This is a genomic window from Salibacterium lacus, from assembly GCF_042684865.1.
GTDB classification, from domain to species: domain Bacteria; phylum Bacillota; class Bacilli; order Bacillales; family Marinococcaceae; genus Salibacterium; species Salibacterium lacus.
This window is the reverse complement of record NZ_JBHUML010000002.1, coordinates 920,304-942,765: the sequence shown is the minus strand read 5'-3', so window position 1 is coordinate 942,765 and position 22,462 is coordinate 920,304. Positions and strand designations below refer to the sequence as shown.

Genomic DNA, 22,462 nt, shown 5'->3' with positions numbered 1-22,462 from the left:
ATTCCAGTTAAAGGAAAAAGCCATCATGAATAGGAAGTGATGAAATACGCAATTTTTTGACAGATATGCTGAAAGTGTTATGATAAAATATATTTAGAATTGTCTGATTGAAAAAGATCTCCATTGCGGTTTACGTCATGGAGAGTAACTTTACCAAGGAGGAATTTGATGAACGGCTTGGGAAATATTCAAAAGGTAATGGTAGCCAACCGGGGTGAAATAGCCATCAGAATCTTCCGTGCGTGCACAGAATTACATATCCGCACGGTGGCTGTTTATTCTCAGGAAGATACCGGCGCATTTCACCGCTATAAAGCAGATGAAGCGTATCTGGTCGGGGAAGGACAGAAACCGATTGATGCCTATCTCGATATTGAAAGTATTATAGAGACAGCAAAGGCCACGAATGTCGACGCTATCCATCCCGGCTACGGTTTTCTGTCGGAAAACCTCCAGTTTGCCGAGCGTTGTAAAGAAGAAGGCATTATATTTATCGGCCCCGGCACAGAACATCTTCATATGTTCGGAGATAAAGTGCGTGCAAGAGAGACCGCGATTGAAGCTGGAATTCCAGTCATCCCGGGAAGTGACGGTCCTGTATCGGGACTGGATGAAGTGAAACAGTTTGCCGACAAGCACGGCTATCCGTTTATTATCAAAGCATCTCTTGGCGGAGGCGGACGAGGTATGAGAATTGTCCGCAGCCGGGAAGCACTGGAAGATTCTTATGACCGCGCAAAATCCGAGGCTAAGTCGGCTTTTGGCAGTGACATTGTCTACGTGGAAAAATTCATTGAAAATCCAAAGCACATTGAAGTGCAGATTCTTGGGGATCATGACGGTAACATTGTTCATCTTTATGAACGGGATTGTTCCGTACAGCGCCGCCACCAGAAAGTGGTGGAAGTGGCACCCAGTGTTGCACTGAGTGAGGAACTTCGGGAAAACATCAGCGCTGCAGCTGTGAAACTCGCCGAAAACATCAATTACTACAATGCAGGTACAGTGGAATTTCTTGTGAACGAAAAAGAAGAATTTTTCTTCATTGAAGTAAACCCGCGTGTACAGGTGGAGCATACGATTACGGAATTGGTTACCGGCGTCGACATTGTTCAGTCCCAGCTTTATATTGCAGCAGGGAAATCTCTGCACGGAAAAGAGCTTGCGATTCCTGAACAGAAGGATATCCGCACGCACGGTTACGCTATTCAGTCCCGCGTAACAACAGAAGATCCAGCGAACAATTTTCTTCCGGACACCGGACGGATTAACGCGTACCGTTCAAGCGGTGGATTTGGTGTGAGACTTGACGCTGGAAACGGATTCCAGGGAGCGGTCATCACACCTCATTATGATTCACTACTCGTTAAAGTTTCCACCTGGGCTCTGAATTTTGAGGGAGCAGCAGCAAAAATGCTTCGAAATCTCCGCGAATTCCGAATCCGTGGTATCAAAACGAACATTGCGTTTCTGGAAAATGTCGTTCAGCATGAGCAGTTTCTGGCCGGCACTTATGATACGTCCTTCATTGATTCCGCTCCGGAGCTGTTTGTCTTTCCAAAACGAAAAGACCGCGGAACGAAAATGCTCAGCTTTATCGGAGAAACCATCGTCAACGGCTATCCGGGTCTTGAAGACGCAAAAAAACCAGTTTTTGAACAGCCTGAACTGCCTGAAATTAAAAAAAGCGAACCGTTTCCGGAAGGAGCGAAGCAAATTCTGGATCAAAAGGGACCTGAAGGCCTCGCGGATTGGGTGAAAAGCCAAAAAGAAGTGCTTTTGACAGATACCACGTTCCGAGACGCCCATCAGTCGCTTCTGGCCACCCGTTTCCGTACAAATGATTTGAAAAAGGCTGCTGAACCAACAGCCCGCCTGCTTCCTAATCTTTTCTCGGAAGAAATGTGGGGAGGAGCAACGTTTGATGTAGCGATGCGTTTTCTGCATGAAGATCCGTGGGAACGGCTCCTGACTCTCCGGGAAAAAATGCCAAACGTTCTCATGCAGATGCTGCTGCGTTCGTCCAATGCGGTCGGTTATAAAAACTACCCGGATAACGTCATCAAGGAATTTGTGGAAAAATCCGCCTCAGCCGGTATCGATGTGTTCCGGATCTTTGATTCGCTGAACTGGGTGGAAGGCATGCGCCTTACCATCGACGAAGTCCGGGAGCAGAACAAGATTGCAGAAGCTGCAATGTGTTATACCGGTGATATACTCGATCCAAAACGGGACAAGTATGATTTGAAATACTACAAGGGTCTCGCAAAAGAACTGGAACAGGCGGGCGCCCATATGCTCGGAATTAAAGATATGGCTGGTCTGCTGAAACCAGAAGCTGCCTACCAGCTGATTTCAGAACTAAAAGAGACAATCGACATTCCGATTCATCTGCACACCCATGATACGAGCGGAAATGGCATCTTCTCGTATGCCCGCGCTATTGAAGCCGGGGTCGATGTTGTGGATGTGGCAGTCAGTTCGATGGCCGGACTCACCTCGCAGCCGAGCGCCAACAGTCTGTATTATGCATTGAAAGGAAGTCCGCGTCAGCCTGAAGTGGACATTAAGGCACTGGAAGAGCTGAGCCAGTACTGGGATTATACCCGTAAGTATTATCAAGGGTTCGAAAGCGGCATGAACGCTCCACACACCGAAGTTTATGAACACGAGATGCCGGGAGGCCAGTACAGCAATCTTCAGCAGCAGGCGAAAGCAGTCGGACTGCAGGGCCGCTGGAATGAAGTGAAGAAGATGTACCGCCGTGTGAATGACATGTTTGGGGACATTGTCAAAGTAACGCCTTCGTCCAAAGTGGTCGGAGACATGGCGCTGTACATGGTTCAAAATGACCTGACAGAAAATGATATTTATGAAAACGGAGAGAATCTCGACTTTCCGGATTCGGTTGTAGAACTATTCCAGGGATATCTCGGCCAGCCTTATCAAGGTTTTCCGAAAGAACTGCAGCGGATCATTCTAAAGGGCCGTCAGCCGATTACAAACCGCCCGGGTGAAAATATGGAACTGGTGAATTTCCAGGAGATCAAGGAAGATTTGTATCATAAGCTGGACCGGCAGGTAACGAGCCACGATATGATTTCTTATGCTCTGTATCCGAAAGTGTATATGGACTTTGAGAAATTCCGCCAGCAGTTCGGCGATGTTTCGGTACTCGATACACCAACGTTCTTTTACGGGCTGCGTCTTGGTGAGGAGATTGAAGTAGAAATCGAGCAGGGAAAAACCTTGATTGTAAAACTCATTTCCATTTCAAGACCGCATGATGACGGGAATCGTATCGTCTACTTTGAACTGAACGGCCAGCCTCGTGAAGTTATCATCAAAGACCAGAACGCCCAGACAACCGGCGCTGAACGTCCGAAAGTGGACAAAACAGACGAGAATCAGATCGGCGCTTCAATGCCTGGAACCGTAGTGAAAAAACTTGTGGGTAAAGGGGAAAAAGTGAAAAAAGGCGACCATCTCATGATTACAGAAGCCATGAAGATGGAAACGACCGTTCAGGCCCCGTTTGACGCTCAAATTAAAAATGTGTATGTCACGGACGGAGACACTATTGAAACCGGAGATCTGCTGATTGATCTGGAGAAATAAATAATACAGGGGATCCTTCCCCCTTTTCAAAGATCCCGAATATTGATTCGGGATCTTTTTTTAAAAAAAAGGCTGCATTGTTATTTGTATTCCTAAACAGGGAATGGCTCAAGGATGAAAAATCAAATGATCATTCAGCAGTGCATAAAGGGGTTTTAAGAAAACATGAAAGCTTTATGGTTCAGAAGAGATCTGCGGTTAACAGACAATTACGCGATGTATGCCCTGGAAAACGTACTTGAGTATGACAAGGAGTCGACTTGGTTTGCTTTTTTTCATGTTGATCCGGTATTCTTGGAAGAGAAGTGTCTGCACCACCACTATTTTTTTGAACAGGTCAAAGCATTCGAAACAGAATGCATACAGAAAGGAATCACCCTTCATTTTATCTACGGAAACGATGCGTTCCAGAACTTACTTACTGCCGTACCAGAGCTGTCTGCTGTATATTTCAACGAAGATGAAGCAGCATGGGAAGCAGAACGGGACAACAATGTCCGGGAATATCTCCACCAGCACGGGGTTTATACTTATGCCTTCTCTGATGCTCATTTTCACCACTCCGGTGAAGTAATGAAAAAAGACGGGGGTCCCTACAAAATATTCACGCCTTATTACAGAATGTGGGCTTCCCTCCCCAAGCCCCGGCCTTATCCATGCAGCCTGGAACGTTTTCAGCACCGGCAGGCCGAACCTGCTCTGCAGACGACAAATGAACAGGCGGCTAAGGAATTGGAGGCTTATGCTGCATCAATGGATAGGAAGTTCGATCCTGTTTATGAAGAGCAAGCAATCCAAAAAATGAAAACTTTCATTCATGAAGATCTTCCGAATTATGAAAACAGCCGGGATATTCCTGCCGATGATGCTACAAGCCGCCTTTCCCCGTTAATAAAAACGGGAAAATTGTCGGTCCGGACTATTTACAGTGCTATGGAGCCATATCTTGAAAAGGGAAATGCTGCTGCGGAAAAGTTTCTGGCTGAACTGGCCTGGAGAGATTTCTATAATATGATCCACGCCCATTTTCCTGATCTGAAAAAGAAGGAAATGAACGAAAAATATCGAAATATGCAGTGGGAGTATCAAGAAAAGCAGTGGGAGAGATGGAAAAACGGGAGGACTGGTTTTCCATTTGTAGATGCTGCCATGAGACAATTGAAATCGGAAGGATGGCTTCACAACCGGGGAAGAATGGCGGCGGCTTCTTTTCTCGTAAAAGACTATCATATAGACTGGAAACTTGGGGAGGATTATTTCCGCAGACAACTCATAGATTACGACCCATCATCCAACGCTGGAGGATGGCAGTGGACGGCTTCAACAGGCAGTGATGCGGCACCATATTTCCGGGTGTTTTCTCCTGTACGTCAAAGCAAAAGGTTTGATCCGGACGGTATCTATATCAAAACCCATGTGCCGGAGCTGAGCCAGGTACCGGTGCGCTGCATTCATGAACCCTGGACAATGAACGACGCTGAAGCTGAAAGAGCAGCATGCCTCCCGGGACAAGATTATCCTATGCCTGATGTTACCCATAAGACTGCAGCACAACAAGCTATTGAAATGTTCAAAGGAGACGGGAATGTATGAAAATCAGAAAAATGAATGCCTCCCAGATGCGCCAGAGTCTCGAACTGGACCAGTTTGCTTTTCAGTTCGAGTTCACCAAGGATGAAAAAAAGAATCATGAACGGATTATGAAACCGGAAAACACATGGGTTGCTGAAGAAGATGGAAGACTTATGTCCAAACTCACTATGTTGCCGATGGAAGTATATATCGGGGGGACTCTTATGCCCATGGGCGGGATATCAGGTGTTGCGACGTGGCCGGAGTCAAGGCGGAACGGCCTTGTTCGAAAGCTGCTGGACTCCGCTCTGGAGGACATGAAAAGCCGCGGTCAGGTGGTATCCTTTTTGTATCCTTTTTCCATCCCGTTTTACCGCAAATTCGGCTGGGAGGTATTTGCCGATGCTGTAACGTGGAAAATCAAAAAAGAACAGCTTCCAAATAGAGAAGAAATCATTACAGGGAAAATCCGACGGATTCCACCTGCCGAGTGGCCGACACTTCAACGCATCTATCAGCAGTTTGCAACGTGGTACAATGGAATGATCAACCGGGATGAAACATGGTGGCGGTATACTGTGCTGAAAAAGAAAAAGGGCCAGATAGCCGTTTTTTCAAACGATGCCGGGGAAGATAAAGGCTACATGATTTATCAAATTAAAAATAATTACATGAAAGTCCATGAATTTGTAGCGCTTGATGAAGAAGCAAGGGAGCAGCTCTGGCGGTTTACTGCTAATCATGATTCCATGATTGAAGAAGCCGAGATGAAACCGGCAGTACAGGACCCAAGCCGCTTCATGCTGCCGGACTCATCTATTGAAGAAAAGCGGGAAAGTTATTTTATGGCGCGCATTGTCGATATGAAGCACTTCCTGGAATTGTATCCTTTCCGGTTGGAAGAAGGACAGGAATTATCGTTTCAAGTAAAAGACCCCGGCGCTTCATGGAATAATGGAATATTTACCGTACGAAAGGATGAATCCGGACAAGAAGTGGAGCACTTCACAAGCGGCGGGACAGAAGACAGCCTGAAAATGGATATAAACACTGCAGCTGCCGTTTTATTAGGCTATATTTCTGTGACCGTCGCAGGGCGGATTGGTAAAATCCAGGCCTCTGAGGAAGCAAAAGCATTACTTGGTACCGCGGTCACATCAGATTCCCCTTTTATCTACGATTTTTTCTAAAAGAAATAGAAAAGAGTCTGGGACAAAACCTTTATAAGATAGAAAAATACCGAACGATTTTTTTAAATCGTTCGGTATTTTTCGTTTCTGAGACGAATCGCTGCGCCAAAATGCTTCGCTTTTACTCCAGAGCACAAGGGCGACATCGATTCGCCGGGGCTCATCGTGTCTTCTTTGCCGCGGGCACGGCTCAAAAGGAGGAAGATCGGCTAAGATCGGCACCTCCTGGCGGGCGCCGACCTGACCCGCATCCTGCGGGCCCTCGGAAGAAAATCGCATCCTGCGGGATCCCCGTGACTCGTGCTGTTCTGAGCAGGAGTCGAAGCATTTTGGCTCCGCTACCATTAGACTGTTGAGCAACGCTGCAAGACATTCGTATTGTCCTCCACCTATTTTACTTTTGTCCCAGACTCTTTTTACAAATGTGCGTGTGACAGCGTGGTTAGTAGCTGTTATTTCTGGTAATGACCATTCCCATGTAGGAAAGAACGGTGAACAAAACGGTAATCGTCAGGGAGTGGACGAGAGCGGGCGGAAGATACGAATCAACGAAAAGAATCGAAATTCCGGCTCCGGCCTGAACGAGCACAAGCAGAAAGACAGCAATGCTTCCAAAAAAGAGCACAGAATACCGCCGGAAGCGGCGGATCGTCCAGATTAACAGCACAAAAAACAGCACTGCAAGCAATACAGCGGCAGCCCGGTGTATCATGTGGATGCTGAGCTGGTAAGCCGTCCCGCTTCCCATGTCAGGAAACAGGCTGCCGTTACAAAGCGGGAAACCACTGCAGACATACGTTGCCCCGGTATGTTTCACGTAAGCTCCGGTGTAGATAACGAGATAACTGTATACGAGGACCCCGAATAAATAATTGCGGTACGTCTTGGACACCTGCACTTTGGTGACACCTGATTTTCCGTCCTCAAAGGCTAAAACGGTAAGCAGAGCGACCGCAGCAAAGGAAATCGTGGATATTCCAAAGTGAAGGGCCAGAACAATGTTATTGTTGCCCCATATCACAGCGCCGGCTCCCATGAAGCCCTGGAAAAGTATGAACAGTACAGCCATCAATGCCAGGAATTTCGTTTCCCTCAGATGGCTGAGTTTTTTCCAGGACCATACAGCCAAAATGAAGACAAACATTCCCATTAATCCTGACCACGCGCGGTGGGAGTATTCTATAATTGTTTCTTTTGCAGAAGACTCCGGGATTAGCTGGCCGTAACACAGCGGCCATGTTGCCCCGCAGCCTTCAGCAGATCCGGTTTTTGTAACAAGCGCTCCCTGAAGGAGCACAATCAGCATACCGATTGATGTTACAATACCAAATGTCTTCAACCCTTTATTCAAACTATACACCTCCCCGTCAGTTGACGGATGGATTCCATTTATCATTCGTACATTATTATCGTAATGAAAACGAATGAAAAAAGTCAATTTCAGCGGGGTGAACAATTTGGAAACATCATAAAATGTGACTATCGTGTGAAACTTTTTGAACTAATCAAATATCGGTGGCTGTAAACGGCATCAGCTGTGGTATACTATGTGAGGGAAAAAAGCAGAATTGTGATTCTCTAGGGACGCAGGTATATGGTACAATTTGATTATTAGTGGTCCATGACATAAAGTGCGCTGAAACAGGTTGTCTGCTTCGGGCTCGTATTAATCCAGACCGACGGATGATAAGGGGGTGAAGGGTTTGGATGAATTCAATGCGGTTCCGCACGCAGCTGATATAAAAAAAGGTGATTCAGAAGAAACGCACTCTTCTTCATGGAGGGACTGTGTAAGTGCAGCCGGCATTCCGGCAGTGTGCTTTTACCTGGTTTTTGTTGCTGCGTCCATGGTTATTGCTTCAAGCTACTCGGACTTCCCTCTTCTTCAGAACCTGCACATTCTGACTCTGGTACTGACCGGTGCAGGACTGACCGCTGCCGGTAGTTTTACGTTAAATAACTATTTGGATCGGGATGTAGACGCGGTTATGGAACGGACGAAACATAGACCGGCCGCAGCAGGAAGAATAAAACCGGCACGAATGCTGACGTCAGGTTTGGTGCAGGCGGCTCTGGGCATTATGATACTGGGGGCGGTGGAGCCTGTCTCCGCTGTAGCAGCGGCAGCCGGACTTGTTGTTTATATAGTGATTTATACTCTTTGGCTGAAAAGAGTTTCGACACTTCATGCTGCAGCAGGAGGACTTGCCGGCGCGGCAGCTCCACTTATTGGATGGGCTGCAGTAGATCCGGCCCTGCACTCTCATTCATGGCTGCTTTTCTGTATATTGTTTATGTGGTATCCGCCTCATTTTCTCGCATCTGCCATACAGCGTACGGAAGAATACCGGGCCGCAGGCATACCGGTGCTGCCGGTTCAAGCCGGACACGCTGTGGCAAAAAGGCAGATTGTTCTTTACGCTGCAGCTCTGCTTGCAGTTACTCTTTTTTTGCGTGAATTTGGAAGCGTTTATACGTTAACAGCCGTCTGTCTTGGGGCCGGATGGCTGATTCCGGGAGTTGCAGGCTTTTTCCTGAGAAACAATACAGGATGGGCCCGCTATATGTTTGTTTATTCCTTTCCATATATGACGATATTATTTATAGTAATGGCTGTTGTTCATATGTGAAATACTACCGGCAGTTCAATACATGCTGCTGTAGATGACTAAATAAATTTGGTATTTCTTACTTCATTGGAAAGAGAGGTTTGATGATTCGATGAAAAGACATCTGGGATTACTGCGTCTTCTCCCCCTTACAGCGGTATTTATGCTGCTTGCCGGGTGCGGGGAAGAAAGATTGTCTGCGCTCGATCCTTACGGGCCGCAGGCAGAATGGATTCTCGACAACATGATTCTAAGCCTGTATGTCATGGCACTGGTCGTGATTGTTGTATTTGTTCTTTACTTTATTGCTGTATTTAAATTCCGGAAAAAGCCGGGGGATGAGGAACTTCCAAAGCAGGTGGAAGGCAGTAAAGCACTTGAACTTACATGGACGATCATACCTGTTATACTGCTTGCCATACTCGCTGTTCCGACTATCTGGGGTACATATTACATGGCCGAGGAAGTGCCGGAAGCCGCCGGTTCCAGCGGGGAAGAATCCGGTGACGAAGAACAAAGCGGAGAAGGAGGGGACTCTCAGAACGGTGAAAGTTCTTCAGAAGAGTCTTCTCAAGGGGAAGATGCCCTCGTTATTGATGTTACAGGGCACCAGTTCTGGTGGCAGTTTGATTATCCAGAGGGATTTTCGGCGGGCAATGAAGTTTACATCCCGACAAATGAAAAAGTCTGGTTTAATTTAACCGCCAGTGACGTTATCCACTCCTTCTGGGTTCCGGCTCTTGGAGGAAAGATCGACACTATTCCGGGTGTGGAAAACACAATGTGGCTGCAAGCAAACGAGCCTGGTGTCTATAAAGGTAAATGCGCTGAGTTATGCGGCCCGTCGCACGCATTGATGGATTTTAAAGTCATTGCTATGGAACCGGAGGAGTATGAAGCCTGGGAAGCAGAAATGGCTTCAGGAAATGCTTCCGGCGGTCAGCAGTCCGAAGAAAGTGGAGCGGAACAGGAAACATCAGACAACGGTTCCGGTGAAGGGGCATCCACTGTATCGGACGGCAGACAGGCATTTGAAGATCAAGGCTGTATAACCTGTCACGCAGTCGATGGACAGGGTACCGGCCAGGGGCCGACGTTATCCAACTTCGGCGATCGTGAAAAAATTGCCAATATCCTCGAACCTACAGATGAAAACCTCGAGGACTGGATTCGTCATCCCGATGACATCAAACAGGGGAATAACATGCCGTCCTTTCCGGATATGAATGATGAAGATATGAACGCTATCGTTCAATACCTTCAATCCCTTAGTGCAGAAGAAAATATGAATCAGTAATAAAAGGGGAGGTAAATGACGTGGCAACAGCTACTGCTACCAACACGAATAAGAGTGTATTATGGGACTGGTTGACAACTGTGGACCATAAGAAACTTGCCGTATTGTATTTAATAGCCGGCGCCTTGTTTTTTCTAAAAGCCGGCCTCATGGCCATATTCATGCGCATTCAGCTGATGTCGGCGGAGAACACGTTTCTCAGCGGTCAGACATTTAATGAGTTTGTTACAATGCATGGAACTATCATGCTCTTTTTGGCAGTCACTCCACTGATATTTGCATTTATGAACTTTGTGGTTCCGCTTCAGATCGGGGCAAGGGACGTTGCATTCCCGTTTGTGAACGCTCTTGGGTTCTGGATTTTCTTTTTCGGTGGACTGCTCGTAAGTGTCAGCTGGTTTTTCGGGGGTGCTCCGGATGCGGGCTGGACAGCGTATGTTCCACTCTCAAGCGGGGAGTACGGCGATCTCGGCCTGGACTTTTACGTTCTGGGACTGCAGATCAGCGGTCTTGGTACCCTTGTATCAGCCATTAACTTTATCGTTACAATCATCAATATGCGCGCCCCGGGGATGACGATGATGAGACTTCCTCTTTTCTGCTGGACCGGTCTTGTAACATCAATTCTCATTGTTTTTGCTTTTACACCGCTTGCAGCGGGACTGGCGCTTTTGATGCTGGATAGAATTTTTGGAGCACAGTATTTCAACCCGGGAAGCGGGGGGAACCCTGTTCTTTGGCAGCATATCTTCTGGATTTTCGGACATCCTGAAGTATATATTCTTGTACTCCCGGCATTTGGAATTATTTCAGAGGTCATTCCAGCCTTTTCGAAAAAACGATTGTTTGGATATACCGCCATGGTATTTGCGACGCTCATTATCGCGTTTTTATCCTTCATGGTTTGGGTTCACCACATGTTCACCGTCGGTATTGGCCCGATTACAAACTCTGTATTTGCGATTGCAACGATGGCCATTGGTGTTCCAACCGGAATTAAGATATTTAACTGGCTCTTTACGATGTGGGGCGGGAAAATAATATTCAACACAGCCATGCTCTGCGCATCTTCCTTTGTGCCGACGTTTGTGCTCGGCGGAGTAACTGGTGTCATGCTGGCGATGGTTCCGGTGGATTATCTGTATCACGACACATACTTTGTTGTCGCGCACTTCCATTACATCGTTGTCGGAGGTATCGCTCTCGGCCTTCTTGCCGGTACATTTTACTGGTACCCGAAAATGTTTGGACATAAGTTGAACGAAAAACTCGGGCAGCTCATGTTCTGGATGTTTTATGTCGGTTTCCACCTGACATTTTTCATTCAGCACATTCTCGGTCTTATAGGAATGCCCAGACGTGTGTTCACGTACCTTGATGGCCAGGGCATGGAAACCATGAACCTTGTTTCCAGTATCGGTGCCTTTATGATGGGCGCTGCCATCATTGTATTGTTAATTAATGTGGTATATTCCGCTTACACGTCTAAACGGGTTACAGTACGCGATCCGTGGGATGCCCGTACGCTGGAATGGGCTACAACAACTCCGGTGCCTGAATATAATTTCGCCCAGACACCGCAGGTACGATCCCTTGATCCGTGGTTCTATGAAAAAGTGCACGGAGACGGTACGATGAAACCGGCTGAACCGATGGATGAGATTCACATGCCGAATGGATCTATTCTACCGTTCACGATAGGTCTGGGTCTGTTTGTCTGGGGATTCGGCATGATTATGATGCAGATGGAGAATCCGCTCATTCCGGAATGGATTGTTATAGGAGCAGGTGTTATTATAACCTTCGGCTCTATGCTGCTTCACTCGATACATGAAGATCATGGTTATCATATACCTCTTGATAAGATCAAAAAAATCGAAAAGGAGGTAAGCTGATATGTCTGATTCCGTTGATGTAAGCAAAGGCCTCCCTCCCAATCCGGAGAAAGCAACACTTGAGGGGAAAAACAAATTTCTCGGTTTCTGGGTTTTTCTCGGCGGGGAAACCATTATGTTTGCTACGTTTTTCGGAACGTTTCTCGGCCTGCGTGACGGTACAGCGGGCGGGCCGTCAGCGTCAGAGCTGTTTTCGCTTCCGCTCGTCTTTATTATGACAATGCTGCTATTGACCAGTTCATTGACCAGTGTTCTGGCCATGTACTCTATGAAGAAAAACAATTTCAAGAACATGATGATACTCACAGCTGTTACCGTGCTTCTCGGATTTGCTTTTCTCGGTTTTGAAATATACGAGTTTTATGAGTATGTCCACCACGGAGGACTTGGATTTACGACCAGTGCGTTTGGATCTTCCTTTTACTCCCTGGTAGGTCTGCACGGAGCTCACGTAACATTTGGTCTGTTCTGGTTTATCACACTAATGATACGCTACAGCCGTACCGGAATTACGTTGACAAATGCGCCTAAATTTTATCTGGCGAGCTTGTACTGGCACTTTATCGACGTCGTCTGGGTTTTCATTTTCACGGTTGTGTATCTGATGGCTATAGGAGGTGCGTAATACATGTCCGATGAAATGTCCAAGCCGTTTGACAAAAGTGCCCTGACGCATGAAGAACTGTTGAAGATAAACCGCGAACGAAAAATACAGGTGGCGGCGTTTGCATGTATGATCTTTTTAACTCTGCTTTCGTTTATAGCAGTCGCGATGGAAATGATCGCTCCAGGTTTTACCGTTCCTTTTATTCTTCTTTTGGCGGTGGTACAGTTTGCACTGCAGCTGTTCTATTTCATGCATCTGAAAGATAAAGACCACGAATGGCCGAATGCTTTTATGCTGACGGGAATTGTCGTTTCTACACCAGCGGTGATTGCTTTGATCCTGCTGCTTGGTGTAACAAAATATTGATGGAACAGAACTGCTCCTCTTCTTTTTAAGAGGAGCAGTTCTCGTTCACTTGATTGTTATAGAAGCACCATAGGCGGACGGACTTTGTACGGTATAATGGTTGTACAATGAATAAAAGGAGGATGAGCCATGGCAGAAAACACTGCTTATCCGGAAAAATCCAAGAAAGACCGCAGTAACACATGGATTGCTGTTACGCTGACGGTAGTCATTAACGGGTTGATTACTGTTCTTTTCTTTATGGACGGATATCAAGGGGAAGTGGGATTTGATCTTACCATTCTTCCGCTTATAAATGCTGTTTTGAACAGTTTTACGACTGTATTTCTTCTGACTGCGCTGTTTTTCATCCTGCGGAAAAATATAAAAATGCACCGTCGTTTTATTTACGGTGCTTTTACGACGACCTTTCTGTTCCTGGGAACGTATCTTACGTATCATTTTCTTTCGGAATCAACAGCTTATGGTGGAACAGGATGGCTTGCGTATATCTATTACTTCATTTTAATTACTCACATTCTGTTGGCTATTGTGATCGTACCACTTGCCATTGTGACCTTTTTAAGGGGGATCAAATATCAGAAAGCCCGTCACCGGAAAATAGCCAGAGTCACCATGCCGTTATGGCTCTATGTCAGTATCACCGGAGTCATCGTTTATCTGATGATTTCTCCGTATTATTAACAAAGTGATCATGCAGCCTTCAGCCGGGAAGTATATAGTAAAAAAAAACCAAACGACTTGGTTAACCAAGTCGTTTGGTTTTTTTACTATGCCTGAATCAGTAATTGCTGCTCTGTATTTCTCAGATTTTGAAGTTCATCTTGATAATTCCCGCTTCTCTGGCTGACGTGAACGCGATAACAGCAAGCGGTCCGATGATGAAACCGACGACTCCAAGCACGGATAACCCGATATAAAGCGAAATGAGCGTAGCCAGTGCGGAGAGTCCGATATGGCTTCCCATTACTTTTGGCTCTACAGTACGCCGGATAATCAAAAGCACAATCGCAAGCACCATCAGTTGAGTCCCGAGTAACAAGTCGCCTGCAATAAAGTGATAAAGCGACCATGGGGCAAGCACTGCAATCGACCCGATAATCGGGATGAAGTCAACCAGCCAGATGAGGATCGACATCAGCAGGGCAACATCCGGGGTGAAGATGTATAAACTGACGAGGGTTACGGCGAGAATAATGAGACTGACCAAAAACTGAGCTTTGAAAAAGCCTAGTATCACATATGACAAACGGGACGTCATAAAATGAAATTTTTCTGCTGTACTCTCTTTCATGAAAGCGTACATCTTTCTCCTTAACCGCGGCAGATCCATCAGAAAGAGGAATAAAGCAATCAAATAGACAAGCAGCGATATGATGAAGCCGGGAATGGAAGCCAGTACTCCCGGAATCCGGTCGGCATAAGACAGCAGAGCATCCCTGTAACTGTTCAATCCATTAATAATCTGTTCATTAATCTGATTAATGGTATCCGGCGGCAGGTTCATAGTCTGGTACGCACTGTCAATCCGGGACTGCAGGCTTAACAGTGCGTCATTTAATTCACTGACATATCCCGGCAGGTTATTAATGAAAAAAATCACCTGAGACACGAGTTGTGTTGTAACGAAATAACCGCAGAGGGCAAGAATTAACAGAAATAACACAAAAACAATCATAACTGATATATTTCGTTTTATGTTCCATTTTTCGTGCAGAAAGCGGACTGCGGGTGATAAGAAAAGGGCGGTGATCAGAGCTGCAATAATTGGTCCTGATACCGGCAGAATGTAATACGCTCCCACGAGAAGCAGTAACACACCCAAAACCCGCAGTATATTTTTTTTATTAAAAATCGACGGCACTTTCATGCTCCTTTCGACGTACTCCCTGTATTAAACGAAGCGGCACTCTTTCATTATAATAGTGGAGCACCCGGTTGGACAGAAAAAAGCACTGCTCATCCAATCCACCCTGCCAATCCGCCTGGATACCGGCGTCACTGCAGAATCCGGCTCATCGGATTGAACGAGAAAACCGGGGAATTCCTGATCATTCCCCGGTAGTTTACATATCCGTACAGTATGGGAGAAGGTGGAACATGTTATAAGCGTATGCGTATTGCAGAATGCTCAAACTGTCACATGTGCTATGTACGAGAGTTATGGCGTTTCTGCCTCCTGCAGATCCTGCTGGAGGTTTTCAATCTTCTGCGTGCACTTTTTGATGATTTTTTCAGGAAAATCTTCATCGTATTCAATACCGTGAGGATAATAGTGGCGGCCGAAAAACGGCGTCAACAGACGCACTTCAGCATCTTCTTTTGGTATTTCGCCCTGAACAGTAACGGCCTGTACCCTCAAATAATAAGTGGCGTCATCTGTCTGGTCGAGCAGTTTATAGTCAAAGGTGACACGTTCATAATCCCATTGCCCTTCGTGGATAAACCCGTTACTTTCCATAATCCGTACGAGACGGCCGAAGTTAAATTCTTTCCCGTGAAAATCATAATCTTCAATTTTCATATCGGACCTCCTGATTCTCCTTAACTTATCATATTTTGCACTACTTTAATCTTAATATGAATATTTTGAAGATGCAATCTTATTGTGTGACAGAAGAAAGAATAATCCGGGGTTTTCCTGTACATAGTATAGAAAGATCAAAAAAGGAGGATGGATAAAAGATGCAAAAAATGAAAGAGGTAATGACCACAGATGTGGAAACATGCGCACCGGATGATAGTGTGGAAAATGCAGCAAAAATGATGAAAGAACATCACATCGGAGCTATACCGGTTATTCAGGAAAATAATTTAATGGGGATGATCACGGACCGTGATATTGTCGTGCGATGCATCGCTGAAGGCAGATCCGACTCTTCACCGGTAAAAGACGTGATGACGACAAATATTGTGACAGCAGAACCGGATATGGATATCGAAGAGGCAGCAAAACTGATGGCCAGCCGGCAGATCCGAAGACTCCCTGTGGTCGAAAATCAACAGCTCGCAGGTATTGCTGCACTTAAAGACCTTGCTGTCGATGAACAGACTGATGCCAAAGCTTCTTTTGCTTTGAATGAAATTTCAGAAGAGCGGCAGGTACATCATTAAAAGCGGAGGAGCTGTATCAAAAGGTACAGCTCCTTTTTTTAATCATACATAGCGATATGAAAAATTGGACGCACGCTGAATGGTCGTCTGCGTATACTGGAAGTAAAGAAAGGTTTACAGGAGGTGCAGGAGCATGAATAGTTCCATTCCGGAATCCATTTATGAGTTCCGGGAGTTTCTCTACAGGCACCCGGACTTAATAAAAGAAGTGCGCGCGGGAAAACAAACGTGGAATCAGCTTTACCAGGATTGGATGGTTCTTGGGGAGAATCATGAACAGTGGGATTTTTACAGAATAAAAGAGGCGTCCGCTTCGAACGAAAAAAAGGACAAAACCGGCGATACACTCTCAAGCGTTTTAACTATTCTCGAGCAGGTGAATATCGACGATCTGCAGAAACAAATTTCCCAGTTCAGTGGTATGATGGGCAATGTTCAACAGGTCATGCAGCATTTTAAGAAACCGGAGGAACCGCCGAAGCCGCCGCATAATCCCTTTTCTTTCCGGGGGTTTTAATAGAAAAGAAACAGCCCCGTTCTGAAATTATACATGGAACCATGCAGCACGGTATGAACAACGGGACCTGTAAAAAACAAAAAGGCATTATGTTTAAAAACCTTTCTTTGCCGCATACTACAGGGTAAAGGGAGGTTTTTACATGAAATACATTCTGGCTCTGGCAGTGGTTGTCATGATCGGGGTTGTTCCAACTTTTCATGCCGCAGCCGTTCCGGAAAAGACAAACAGTCTCGAGGTCCGGACCATTCCTGTCGGGGCGGAGCAGCAGATGGAACCAGAGAACTGGAACCTTCAGTATAAAATAAAGAAGCAGCATGTGTATGTGGAGTGCGTCCTTCCGGATTTTCCACTCGCTGAGAATGAAAAGAAGGGACACGGTTTTCTTCGTGTGAAAATCGACGGGAAAACGGCAGCAAAGATGGGACAGGCAGCTTTTGTACTGAAGCATTTACCTCCCGGGAAGCACGAAATTACGATTGAGCCGATTTCTTATCAGAACTCTTCGAACAAAGATACTGCGTCATTTGAAGTGGAGATTCCATCTTCCTAAACTGTACCTTCAATTAGAGGTATCACTCATGTTATACTGAGAATTGGAGGTGTTTTTATGTCTGCAGTTGTTTCAACGCCTGTTAACATACTGGAAGAGTCGCAGCAGCTGGGAGAAATGATTATTCAATCTGATGTCTATCATCAATATAATGAAGCACGGGACAGAATGGATAATGACAAAGAGGCCCAGAAACTGATAAAGAATTTCACAGACGTGAAAGATAAATATGATGAAGTTCAGCGGTTCGGTAAATACCACCCGGATTATAAAACTATATCCAGGGAAGTCCGCTCGGTTAAAAGGGAAATGGATATGCATGATACTGTCGCTGAATACCGCAGAGCCGAGCGTGAACTTGAAGAACTGCTCGATGAAGTATGCGGAGAAGCGGCCGGCATTGTTTCACCGACCATTAAACTTCCGGGAAACAATCCTTACTTTGAAGATGCGTCTGGAGGATCCTGTGGTTCCGGTGGCGGATGTGGATCAGGAGGAAGCTGCGGCTGTTCCTGATCAAATGCTGGAAAGGGGACTGGTTTATGTTTCATGGAACGTTTGTGTATCAAACGCTTTTACCAGCTGATCGATATGACGTCTGGCAGTTTTTTGATGATCCTGTGAATTTGGAAAAGATAACGAAACCAGGCGGCATCACGGTGAGACGTGGAGATGCTGATCAGAAAATCCATATTGATATTCGAACAGCAGGAATGCTGCTCACCTGGAATGCTTTGATTACAGAGCGGCGGGAACCGGATTATTTCATTGATGAAGCTGTTTCCCCGCCTTTTCCGTTGATCAGCTGGAAGCATTACCATTCCCTACATACTCTTGATATGTTCACAGGAGTGACGGACTACATTTCATTCGAAAGCAGGGTGCCGGTATCTTTCATAAAACCGGTACTGCAGTGGATGTTCACGCAGCGGAAACGGGAACTTCTGAAAATATTCAAGTAGGAAAAAGAGAAAAGAGAAACCTGATCATTATGCTCTCTACATTATAAAGAAACGCTTCCGACAGCTTCGGAAGCGTTTCTTTATAATATTCTATTCGCGGCAGCTGCGCTGGGCAAAGGGGCTTGGCTGCTAGATTTTTTCCAGGTGACGGTGAATAAGGGCGAGGATCGAGCGGCGTGTCATAATACCGATAAAAGACCGGTCCTCGTCTTCGATGCATACAAAAGGATGATTAATGGAGAGCATCAATGCTTTTCCAAAGGTTTCATCCTGTTTCATGCGTGGAACTTTTTCTGTCATCACATCGGAAACAGAATAATCATGCAGCCGGTCCATCTCAATACGTTCCATTCCAAGAATGGAATCGAGAATCTGAGCTTTGCCCACCTGCCCCTGAACTTTATACTCCGGGTCCAGGACGGGAATAGCGGTGTATCCGGATTTAATAAGTACAAGCAGGGCATGATCAAGTGGATGATTCGACTGAACATGTGCCACTTTTTCCTGGGGGATCATCAGCTGGAGAATCTCATGATCCGTAATTTGACTGTTTTTTAATGTTTGAAGCAATATCATCACTTTCTTTCCTTAAGATAATAAGACAACTAAAAGAAAGCGGCTCGCAGGCAGACGAGGTTCAATAATACAACCAATTATAATAGTAGAAGGAAGCTGCAGGAATGTCAAGTTAAATGCAAGCGGTTTCCCGAGGAGGAGTGGAGAATATGAGAAAATATTTTATTTTCTCATATTAAAAGCGGCATTCAGCTGACCGCGGAGCATTCTTTCCCGAAGTTCTTTTTTAGGCAGCTTTTTCTGTTCCATCCGGCGGATATCAAATGTCTGCATTCCGTCTTCCATCTTGTCGGCAATCTCAATCAGGCGTTCCACATCATCAAAAGAGTATTTGCGGGTGCCGCCTTTTGTACGATCGGGAAAGATGAGTTTCCGTTCTTCGTAATAGCGGATTTTCCGTTCCGATAATCCTGTAAGTTCACTCATTACACCAATTGTGATAACTTTCTTATCTTTGTAGGAAGACATAGGCATGCACTCCTTTTTTCTGTAACTCATTTTCTTATGTACAAATATATCACATACAAAAGAAAAAGAAATCATATATGTTAGAAAAACTAACATATATAGAAAAAGAAAATTAACATGTTGTCTGATACTCATGAAAATATCAGGAAGGTTTGTTTGAATAACAGGAACGGCTGGGAAATGAAAGGTAATCGGGTTATAATAAAAGTAAGAACCGAGTGGAAGGGTGAGAGACTATGGATTTACAGGAAGGACTGCTTACGAGAAGAACGATATATAAGTTTAAAAAAGACAGTGTTGAGCCGGCATTGATACGAAAAGCGCTGGAGTGTGCTGTGCATGCACCAAATCATAAAATGACGCAGCCGTGGCATTTTTACGTACTGCAGGATGAAGCAAAAGAAAAACTGGCACAGCGGAAGAAGGAAATGAAGTGGGAAGGATTTTTGGATAAAGAATCCGATCATGCTAAAAAGGCGGGGAAAGCCGCCTATGAATATATTAACGAACTGCCTCTGGTGATTGTTGTCACGGCCCATCGTTACAGCGTGGACCCCGTCCGTGAAAAGGAAGACTACGCGGCTGTTGCCTGTGCGGTGGAGAACTTTATGCTTGCTCTTTGGGCGGAAGGCGTTGGGTCGAAATGGTCAACCGGTGCTCTTGTGCAGGATCAGGAGCTTCATAACATTATCGGGGCCGGCGAAGAAGAGAGTGCTGCAGCTGTGTTGTATGCCGGGTATCCGCAGGAGATTCCAAAGCGTCAGCACAGAGACCTGGATGAAAGCATAACCTGGGTCGATAAAGCGGAGTCTAAAACATGAGAAAATGGATGATGATATGTACGGGACTTGCTGCTGCATTGATTCTGTCCGGATTCTTCATTCCGGTGCAGCTGCAGGCTCCCACTAATGTACGTGTAATTCTTGATCATACGAATCAAATTTATGTCAGTCCTCCTTGTTTTAATGATGCAAAACTCAGCAATTATCTGGAGGAAGCAACCTACGGAGACGCCTCCAGAGAAGGGTATGAACCGGCATCTTCCTGCACTTCCAGTAGTTTGACAGAAGAAAATGTCACCATTAACGAAGCGCTTTTAAAACTCACCGGTCTCCAGCCAAGCAAATGGAGCAGTGATGTCTGGGATCCATAATGAAGCAGTACATACTAGAATGAATGATAGATACAGCGTGCATTCAAAATGATAACGCCTCACGAGGTTATATCCCCAAGGACGGAGGGAGAGGATAACAAAACAGTTTTGTCCGCTTCCGGATCATATGATAAGCTTATTTCAGCAACTAAAAGATAGCCCGATATTATGATATGTAGGAGTTGTAAAGACGAAGATGAAAGTAGCAAAGTTTGGTGGAAGTTCATTAGCTGATGCAGAGCAGATAAAAAAAGTATCGGACATTATTACGTCGGACACCGAGCGCAAATTCGTCGTGGTTTCTGCGCCGGGTAAACGCAGTGATAAAGACAGGAAGGTAACGGATTTATTGATAGAGCTCGGGGAAACCTTTCTTGAACACGGCTCCGCGGAGGAAACGCTGCAGCTGGTAGTAGAGCGTTACCGCAGCATTACAGAAGGGCTCGGGCTGAGTAACGACATTGTGAAAACAATTGAGGATGATATAAGAAACCGGCTGGCCTGTGACGCGTCGGACAGCGGGCGTTTTATGGATCAGATGAAAGCAGCCGGGGAAGATAACAATGCAAAGGTAATCGCCCGGTATCTGCAGAGCATCGGTTTTGTTTCGGAATACGTAAATCCGCAGGAAGCCGGTCTGCTTGTCAGTGACACCCCTGGAAACGCACAGATTCTCGATGAAGCCTATGATCACCTGTATTCCTTAAGGGAACGGGACGGCATTTCCATTATTCCGGGATTTTTTGGTTATTCCAAAGAAGGCGGACTGGTCACGTTTCCAAGAGGCGGATCGGATATTACCGGTTCCATCGTGGCAGCCGGAGTTCAGGCGTCGCTGTATGAAAACTTTACTGACGTGGATTCTGTATTCGCTGCTAACCCGACGGTAGTGGACAATCCATGTTCTATTAAACGGATGACCTTCCGCGAAATGCGGGAACTGTCCTATGCAGGATTCGGCGTTTTCCATGATGAAGCGCTGATCCCGGCGTTCAAAAGCAATATCCCCGTCTGCGTGAAAAATACGAACAACCCATCTGCAGATGGCACGATGATCATTAATGAACGGGAATATGCCATGAATCCGGTGATCGGCATCGCAGCAGATAAAGGCTTCAGTACCATTTATGTAAGGAAATACTTAATGAACCGGGAAGTCGGTTTTGGACGCAGACTCCTTGGTATTCTTGAAGATGAAGATATTTCCTATGAACATATTCCTTCGGGTATTGATGATACATCGGTGATAGTGGAAAAAGATCAATTAAACCCGGAGAAAGAAGAACGTATTCTCCATCGTATTAAAAATGAACTTTATGCTGATGATGTTTATTTTGAAAAAGACTTCGCGATGATTATGCTCGTCGGCGAAGGCATGCATGAAACGGTCGGCATTGCAGCAAGAGCTACAAAAGCAATGTCCGAACAGGGTGTAAATATAGAGATGATTAACCAGGGATCTTCAGAAGTGTCCCTCGCGTTTGGTATTCATGACGAAAATGTAGATAAAGCCATCCGTGGACTGTATGAAGAATTTTTCAGCACAAAAGAAGTGCTGCAGTAAACAATACAAAATGAAGCCGGGACAGAGAACCTGGCAGAGAAGGCCTTCCTGATAAAGGGAGGTCTGTTTTACAGCAGGGAAAGAAAGTATTTGCCGACATGTCCAGGATAAGGCTTCATAGAATGAAGGCACGGTGGAAATCTTAAATTTTCGTGTATTCAGAAGAACGTCCGTTGTTCTGAAAGATCAGCCCTTTTATGAGCAGCCGGTCTGCGGACACTAAATGTCGGAGGCCGGCTTTTAGCGTCGAAAGATCCTGTTTCCGCAAAAAGACTTCCAAACAAAGAGACTGGAATAAAGCCATTGACAATGAAAAAATTCCGAACGATTCAACATGAAATCGTTCGGAATTTTTGTTTCGCATTCTGCGGGATGTCGAGATGTGGATTGTTCTGGGAAGG

22 protein-coding genes are annotated in these 22,462 nt (G+C 45.7%); 17 read left to right on the top strand and 5 right to left on the bottom strand.

The features are described from left to right. Positions 1-168: 168 nt before the first annotated feature. The 3 genes from pyc to ACFSUB_RS05620 all read left to right on the top strand — a co-directional run bounded on the left by pyc (position 169) and on the right by ACFSUB_RS05620 (position 6,380). Positions 169-3,618: a pyruvate carboxylase gene (pyc, locus tag ACFSUB_RS05630; RefSeq protein WP_380712210.1), complete on the top strand. Its 3,450-nt coding sequence runs from the start codon at positions 169-171 to the stop codon at positions 3,616-3,618. Positions 3,619-3,783: 165 nt separating this feature from the next. After that, the gene (locus tag ACFSUB_RS05625) at positions 3,784-5,211 is read left to right on the top strand and encodes a cryptochrome/photolyase family protein (protein ID WP_380712209.1); all 1,428 of its coding nucleotides are present in this window, start codon (positions 3,784-3,786) and stop codon (positions 5,209-5,211) included. Further along, positions 5,208-6,380: a GNAT family N-acetyltransferase gene (locus tag ACFSUB_RS05620; protein WP_380712208.1), complete on the top strand. Its 1,173-nt coding sequence runs from the start codon at positions 5,208-5,210 to the stop codon at positions 6,378-6,380. The genes ACFSUB_RS05625 and ACFSUB_RS05620 overlap by 4 nt, the downstream gene beginning before the upstream one ends. 442 nt (positions 6,381-6,822) lie before the next feature. Here the strand turns inward: ACFSUB_RS05620 and ACFSUB_RS05615 are convergent, their stop codons facing one another. Beyond that, a complete protein-coding gene (locus ACFSUB_RS05615) occupies positions 6,823-7,740 on the bottom strand; it encodes a COX15/CtaA family protein (protein ID WP_449329206.1) in 918 nt (305 codons plus the stop codon). Between the two features lie 343 nt (positions 7,741-8,083). On the opposite strand from ACFSUB_RS05615, the gene cyoE reads away from it, so the two are divergent. From cyoE to ACFSUB_RS05585, 6 genes are all read left to right on the top strand, one after another. Next, positions 8,084-9,010 carry a heme o synthase gene (gene cyoE, locus ACFSUB_RS05610; protein WP_380712206.1) on the top strand — a complete coding sequence of 309 codons (927 nt, stop codon included), beginning with the start codon at positions 8,084-8,086 and terminating at the stop codon, positions 9,008-9,010. A gap of 91 nt (positions 9,011-9,101) precedes the next feature. After that, a complete protein-coding gene (gene coxB, locus ACFSUB_RS05605) occupies positions 9,102-10,286 on the top strand; it encodes a cytochrome c oxidase subunit II (protein ID WP_380712205.1) in 1,185 nt (394 codons plus the stop codon). A 20-nt stretch (positions 10,287-10,306) separates the two neighbouring features. Beyond that, entirely contained in the window at positions 10,307-12,181 is a 1,875-nt protein-coding gene (ctaD, locus tag ACFSUB_RS05600) for a cytochrome c oxidase subunit I (protein WP_380712204.1), read from the top strand. Position 12,182: 1 nt separating this feature from the next. Next, positions 12,183-12,806 (top strand): cytochrome (ubi)quinol oxidase subunit III, encoded by a 624-nt coding sequence (locus ACFSUB_RS05595; protein WP_380712203.1) that lies wholly within the window; start codon positions 12,183-12,185, stop codon positions 12,804-12,806. A 3-nt stretch (positions 12,807-12,809) separates the two neighbouring features. Next, positions 12,810-13,154 carry a cytochrome C oxidase subunit IV family protein gene (locus tag ACFSUB_RS05590; protein ID WP_380712202.1) on the top strand — a complete coding sequence of 115 codons (345 nt, stop codon included), beginning with the start codon at positions 12,810-12,812 and terminating at the stop codon, positions 13,152-13,154. A 129-nt stretch (positions 13,155-13,283) separates the two neighbouring features. Beyond that, positions 13,284-13,838 (top strand): DUF420 domain-containing protein, encoded by a 555-nt coding sequence (locus tag ACFSUB_RS05585; RefSeq protein WP_380712201.1) that lies wholly within the window; start codon positions 13,284-13,286, stop codon positions 13,836-13,838. 121 nt (positions 13,839-13,959) lie between these two features. On the opposite strand, the gene ytvI is transcribed toward ACFSUB_RS05585, so the two are convergent. Together ytvI and ACFSUB_RS05575 are read right to left on the bottom strand one after the other, a co-directional pair. Next, complete coding sequence (gene ytvI / locus ACFSUB_RS05580; RefSeq protein WP_380712200.1) at positions 13,960-15,024, bottom strand: sporulation integral membrane protein YtvI; 1,065 nt, start codon at positions 15,022-15,024, stop codon at positions 13,960-13,962. Positions 15,025-15,315: 291 nt separating this feature from the next. Then, positions 15,316-15,678, bottom strand: coding sequence for a YugN family protein (locus ACFSUB_RS05575; protein WP_380712199.1), 363 nt, complete (start codon positions 15,676-15,678; stop codon positions 15,316-15,318). A gap of 161 nt (positions 15,679-15,839) precedes the next feature. Here ACFSUB_RS05575 and ACFSUB_RS05570 point away from each other — a divergent pair, with 161 nt between their 5' ends. From ACFSUB_RS05570 to ACFSUB_RS05550, 5 genes are all read left to right on the top strand, one after another. Continuing rightward, positions 15,840-16,268 (top strand): CBS domain-containing protein, encoded by a 429-nt coding sequence (locus tag ACFSUB_RS05570; RefSeq protein ID WP_380712198.1) that lies wholly within the window; start codon positions 15,840-15,842, stop codon positions 16,266-16,268. A gap of 133 nt (positions 16,269-16,401) precedes the next feature. Beyond that, complete coding sequence (gene ylbD / locus ACFSUB_RS05565) at positions 16,402-16,785, top strand: spore coat protein YlbD (RefSeq protein ID WP_380712197.1); 384 nt, start codon at positions 16,402-16,404, stop codon at positions 16,783-16,785. A gap of 142 nt (positions 16,786-16,927) precedes the next feature. Next, positions 16,928-17,338: a hypothetical protein gene (locus tag ACFSUB_RS05560; protein WP_380712196.1), complete on the top strand. Its 411-nt coding sequence runs from the start codon at positions 16,928-16,930 to the stop codon at positions 17,336-17,338. 57 nt (positions 17,339-17,395) lie between these two features. Further along, complete coding sequence (locus ACFSUB_RS05555) at positions 17,396-17,854, top strand: YlbF family regulator (protein ID WP_380712195.1); 459 nt, start codon at positions 17,396-17,398, stop codon at positions 17,852-17,854. A 26-nt stretch (positions 17,855-17,880) separates the two neighbouring features. After that, positions 17,881-18,300, top strand: coding sequence for an SRPBCC family protein (locus ACFSUB_RS05550; RefSeq protein ID WP_380712194.1), 420 nt, complete (start codon positions 17,881-17,883; stop codon positions 18,298-18,300). A gap of 129 nt (positions 18,301-18,429) precedes the next feature. Here the strand turns inward: ACFSUB_RS05550 and cbpB are convergent, their stop codons facing one another. Together cbpB and ACFSUB_RS05540 are read right to left on the bottom strand one after the other, a co-directional pair. Continuing rightward, a complete protein-coding gene (gene cbpB, locus ACFSUB_RS05545) occupies positions 18,430-18,876 on the bottom strand; it encodes a cyclic-di-AMP-binding protein CbpB (RefSeq protein WP_380712193.1) in 447 nt (148 codons plus the stop codon). A gap of 162 nt (positions 18,877-19,038) precedes the next feature. Further along, positions 19,039-19,344: a MerR family transcriptional regulator gene (locus tag ACFSUB_RS05540; RefSeq protein WP_380712192.1), complete on the bottom strand. Its 306-nt coding sequence runs from the start codon at positions 19,342-19,344 to the stop codon at positions 19,039-19,041. Positions 19,345-19,580: 236 nt separating this feature from the next. Here ACFSUB_RS05540 and ACFSUB_RS05535 point away from each other — a divergent pair, with 236 nt between their 5' ends. The 3 genes from ACFSUB_RS05535 (at position 19,581) to ACFSUB_RS05525 (ending at position 22,061) form a co-directional block, all read left to right on the top strand. Further along, positions 19,581-20,165 (top strand): nitroreductase family protein, encoded by a 585-nt coding sequence (locus tag ACFSUB_RS05535; RefSeq protein ID WP_380712191.1) that lies wholly within the window; start codon positions 19,581-19,583, stop codon positions 20,163-20,165. Beyond that, on the top strand, positions 20,162-20,497 hold the full coding sequence (locus tag ACFSUB_RS05530; RefSeq protein ID WP_380712189.1) for a hypothetical protein: 336 nt from the start codon (positions 20,162-20,164) through the stop codon (positions 20,495-20,497). Before ACFSUB_RS05535 ends, ACFSUB_RS05530 begins: the two co-directional genes overlap by 4 nt. Before the next feature lie 196 nt (positions 20,498-20,693). After that, on the top strand, positions 20,694-22,061 hold the full coding sequence (locus ACFSUB_RS05525) for an aspartate kinase (protein ID WP_380712188.1): 1,368 nt from the start codon (positions 20,694-20,696) through the stop codon (positions 22,059-22,061). Positions 22,062-22,462: the final 401 nt, after the last annotated feature.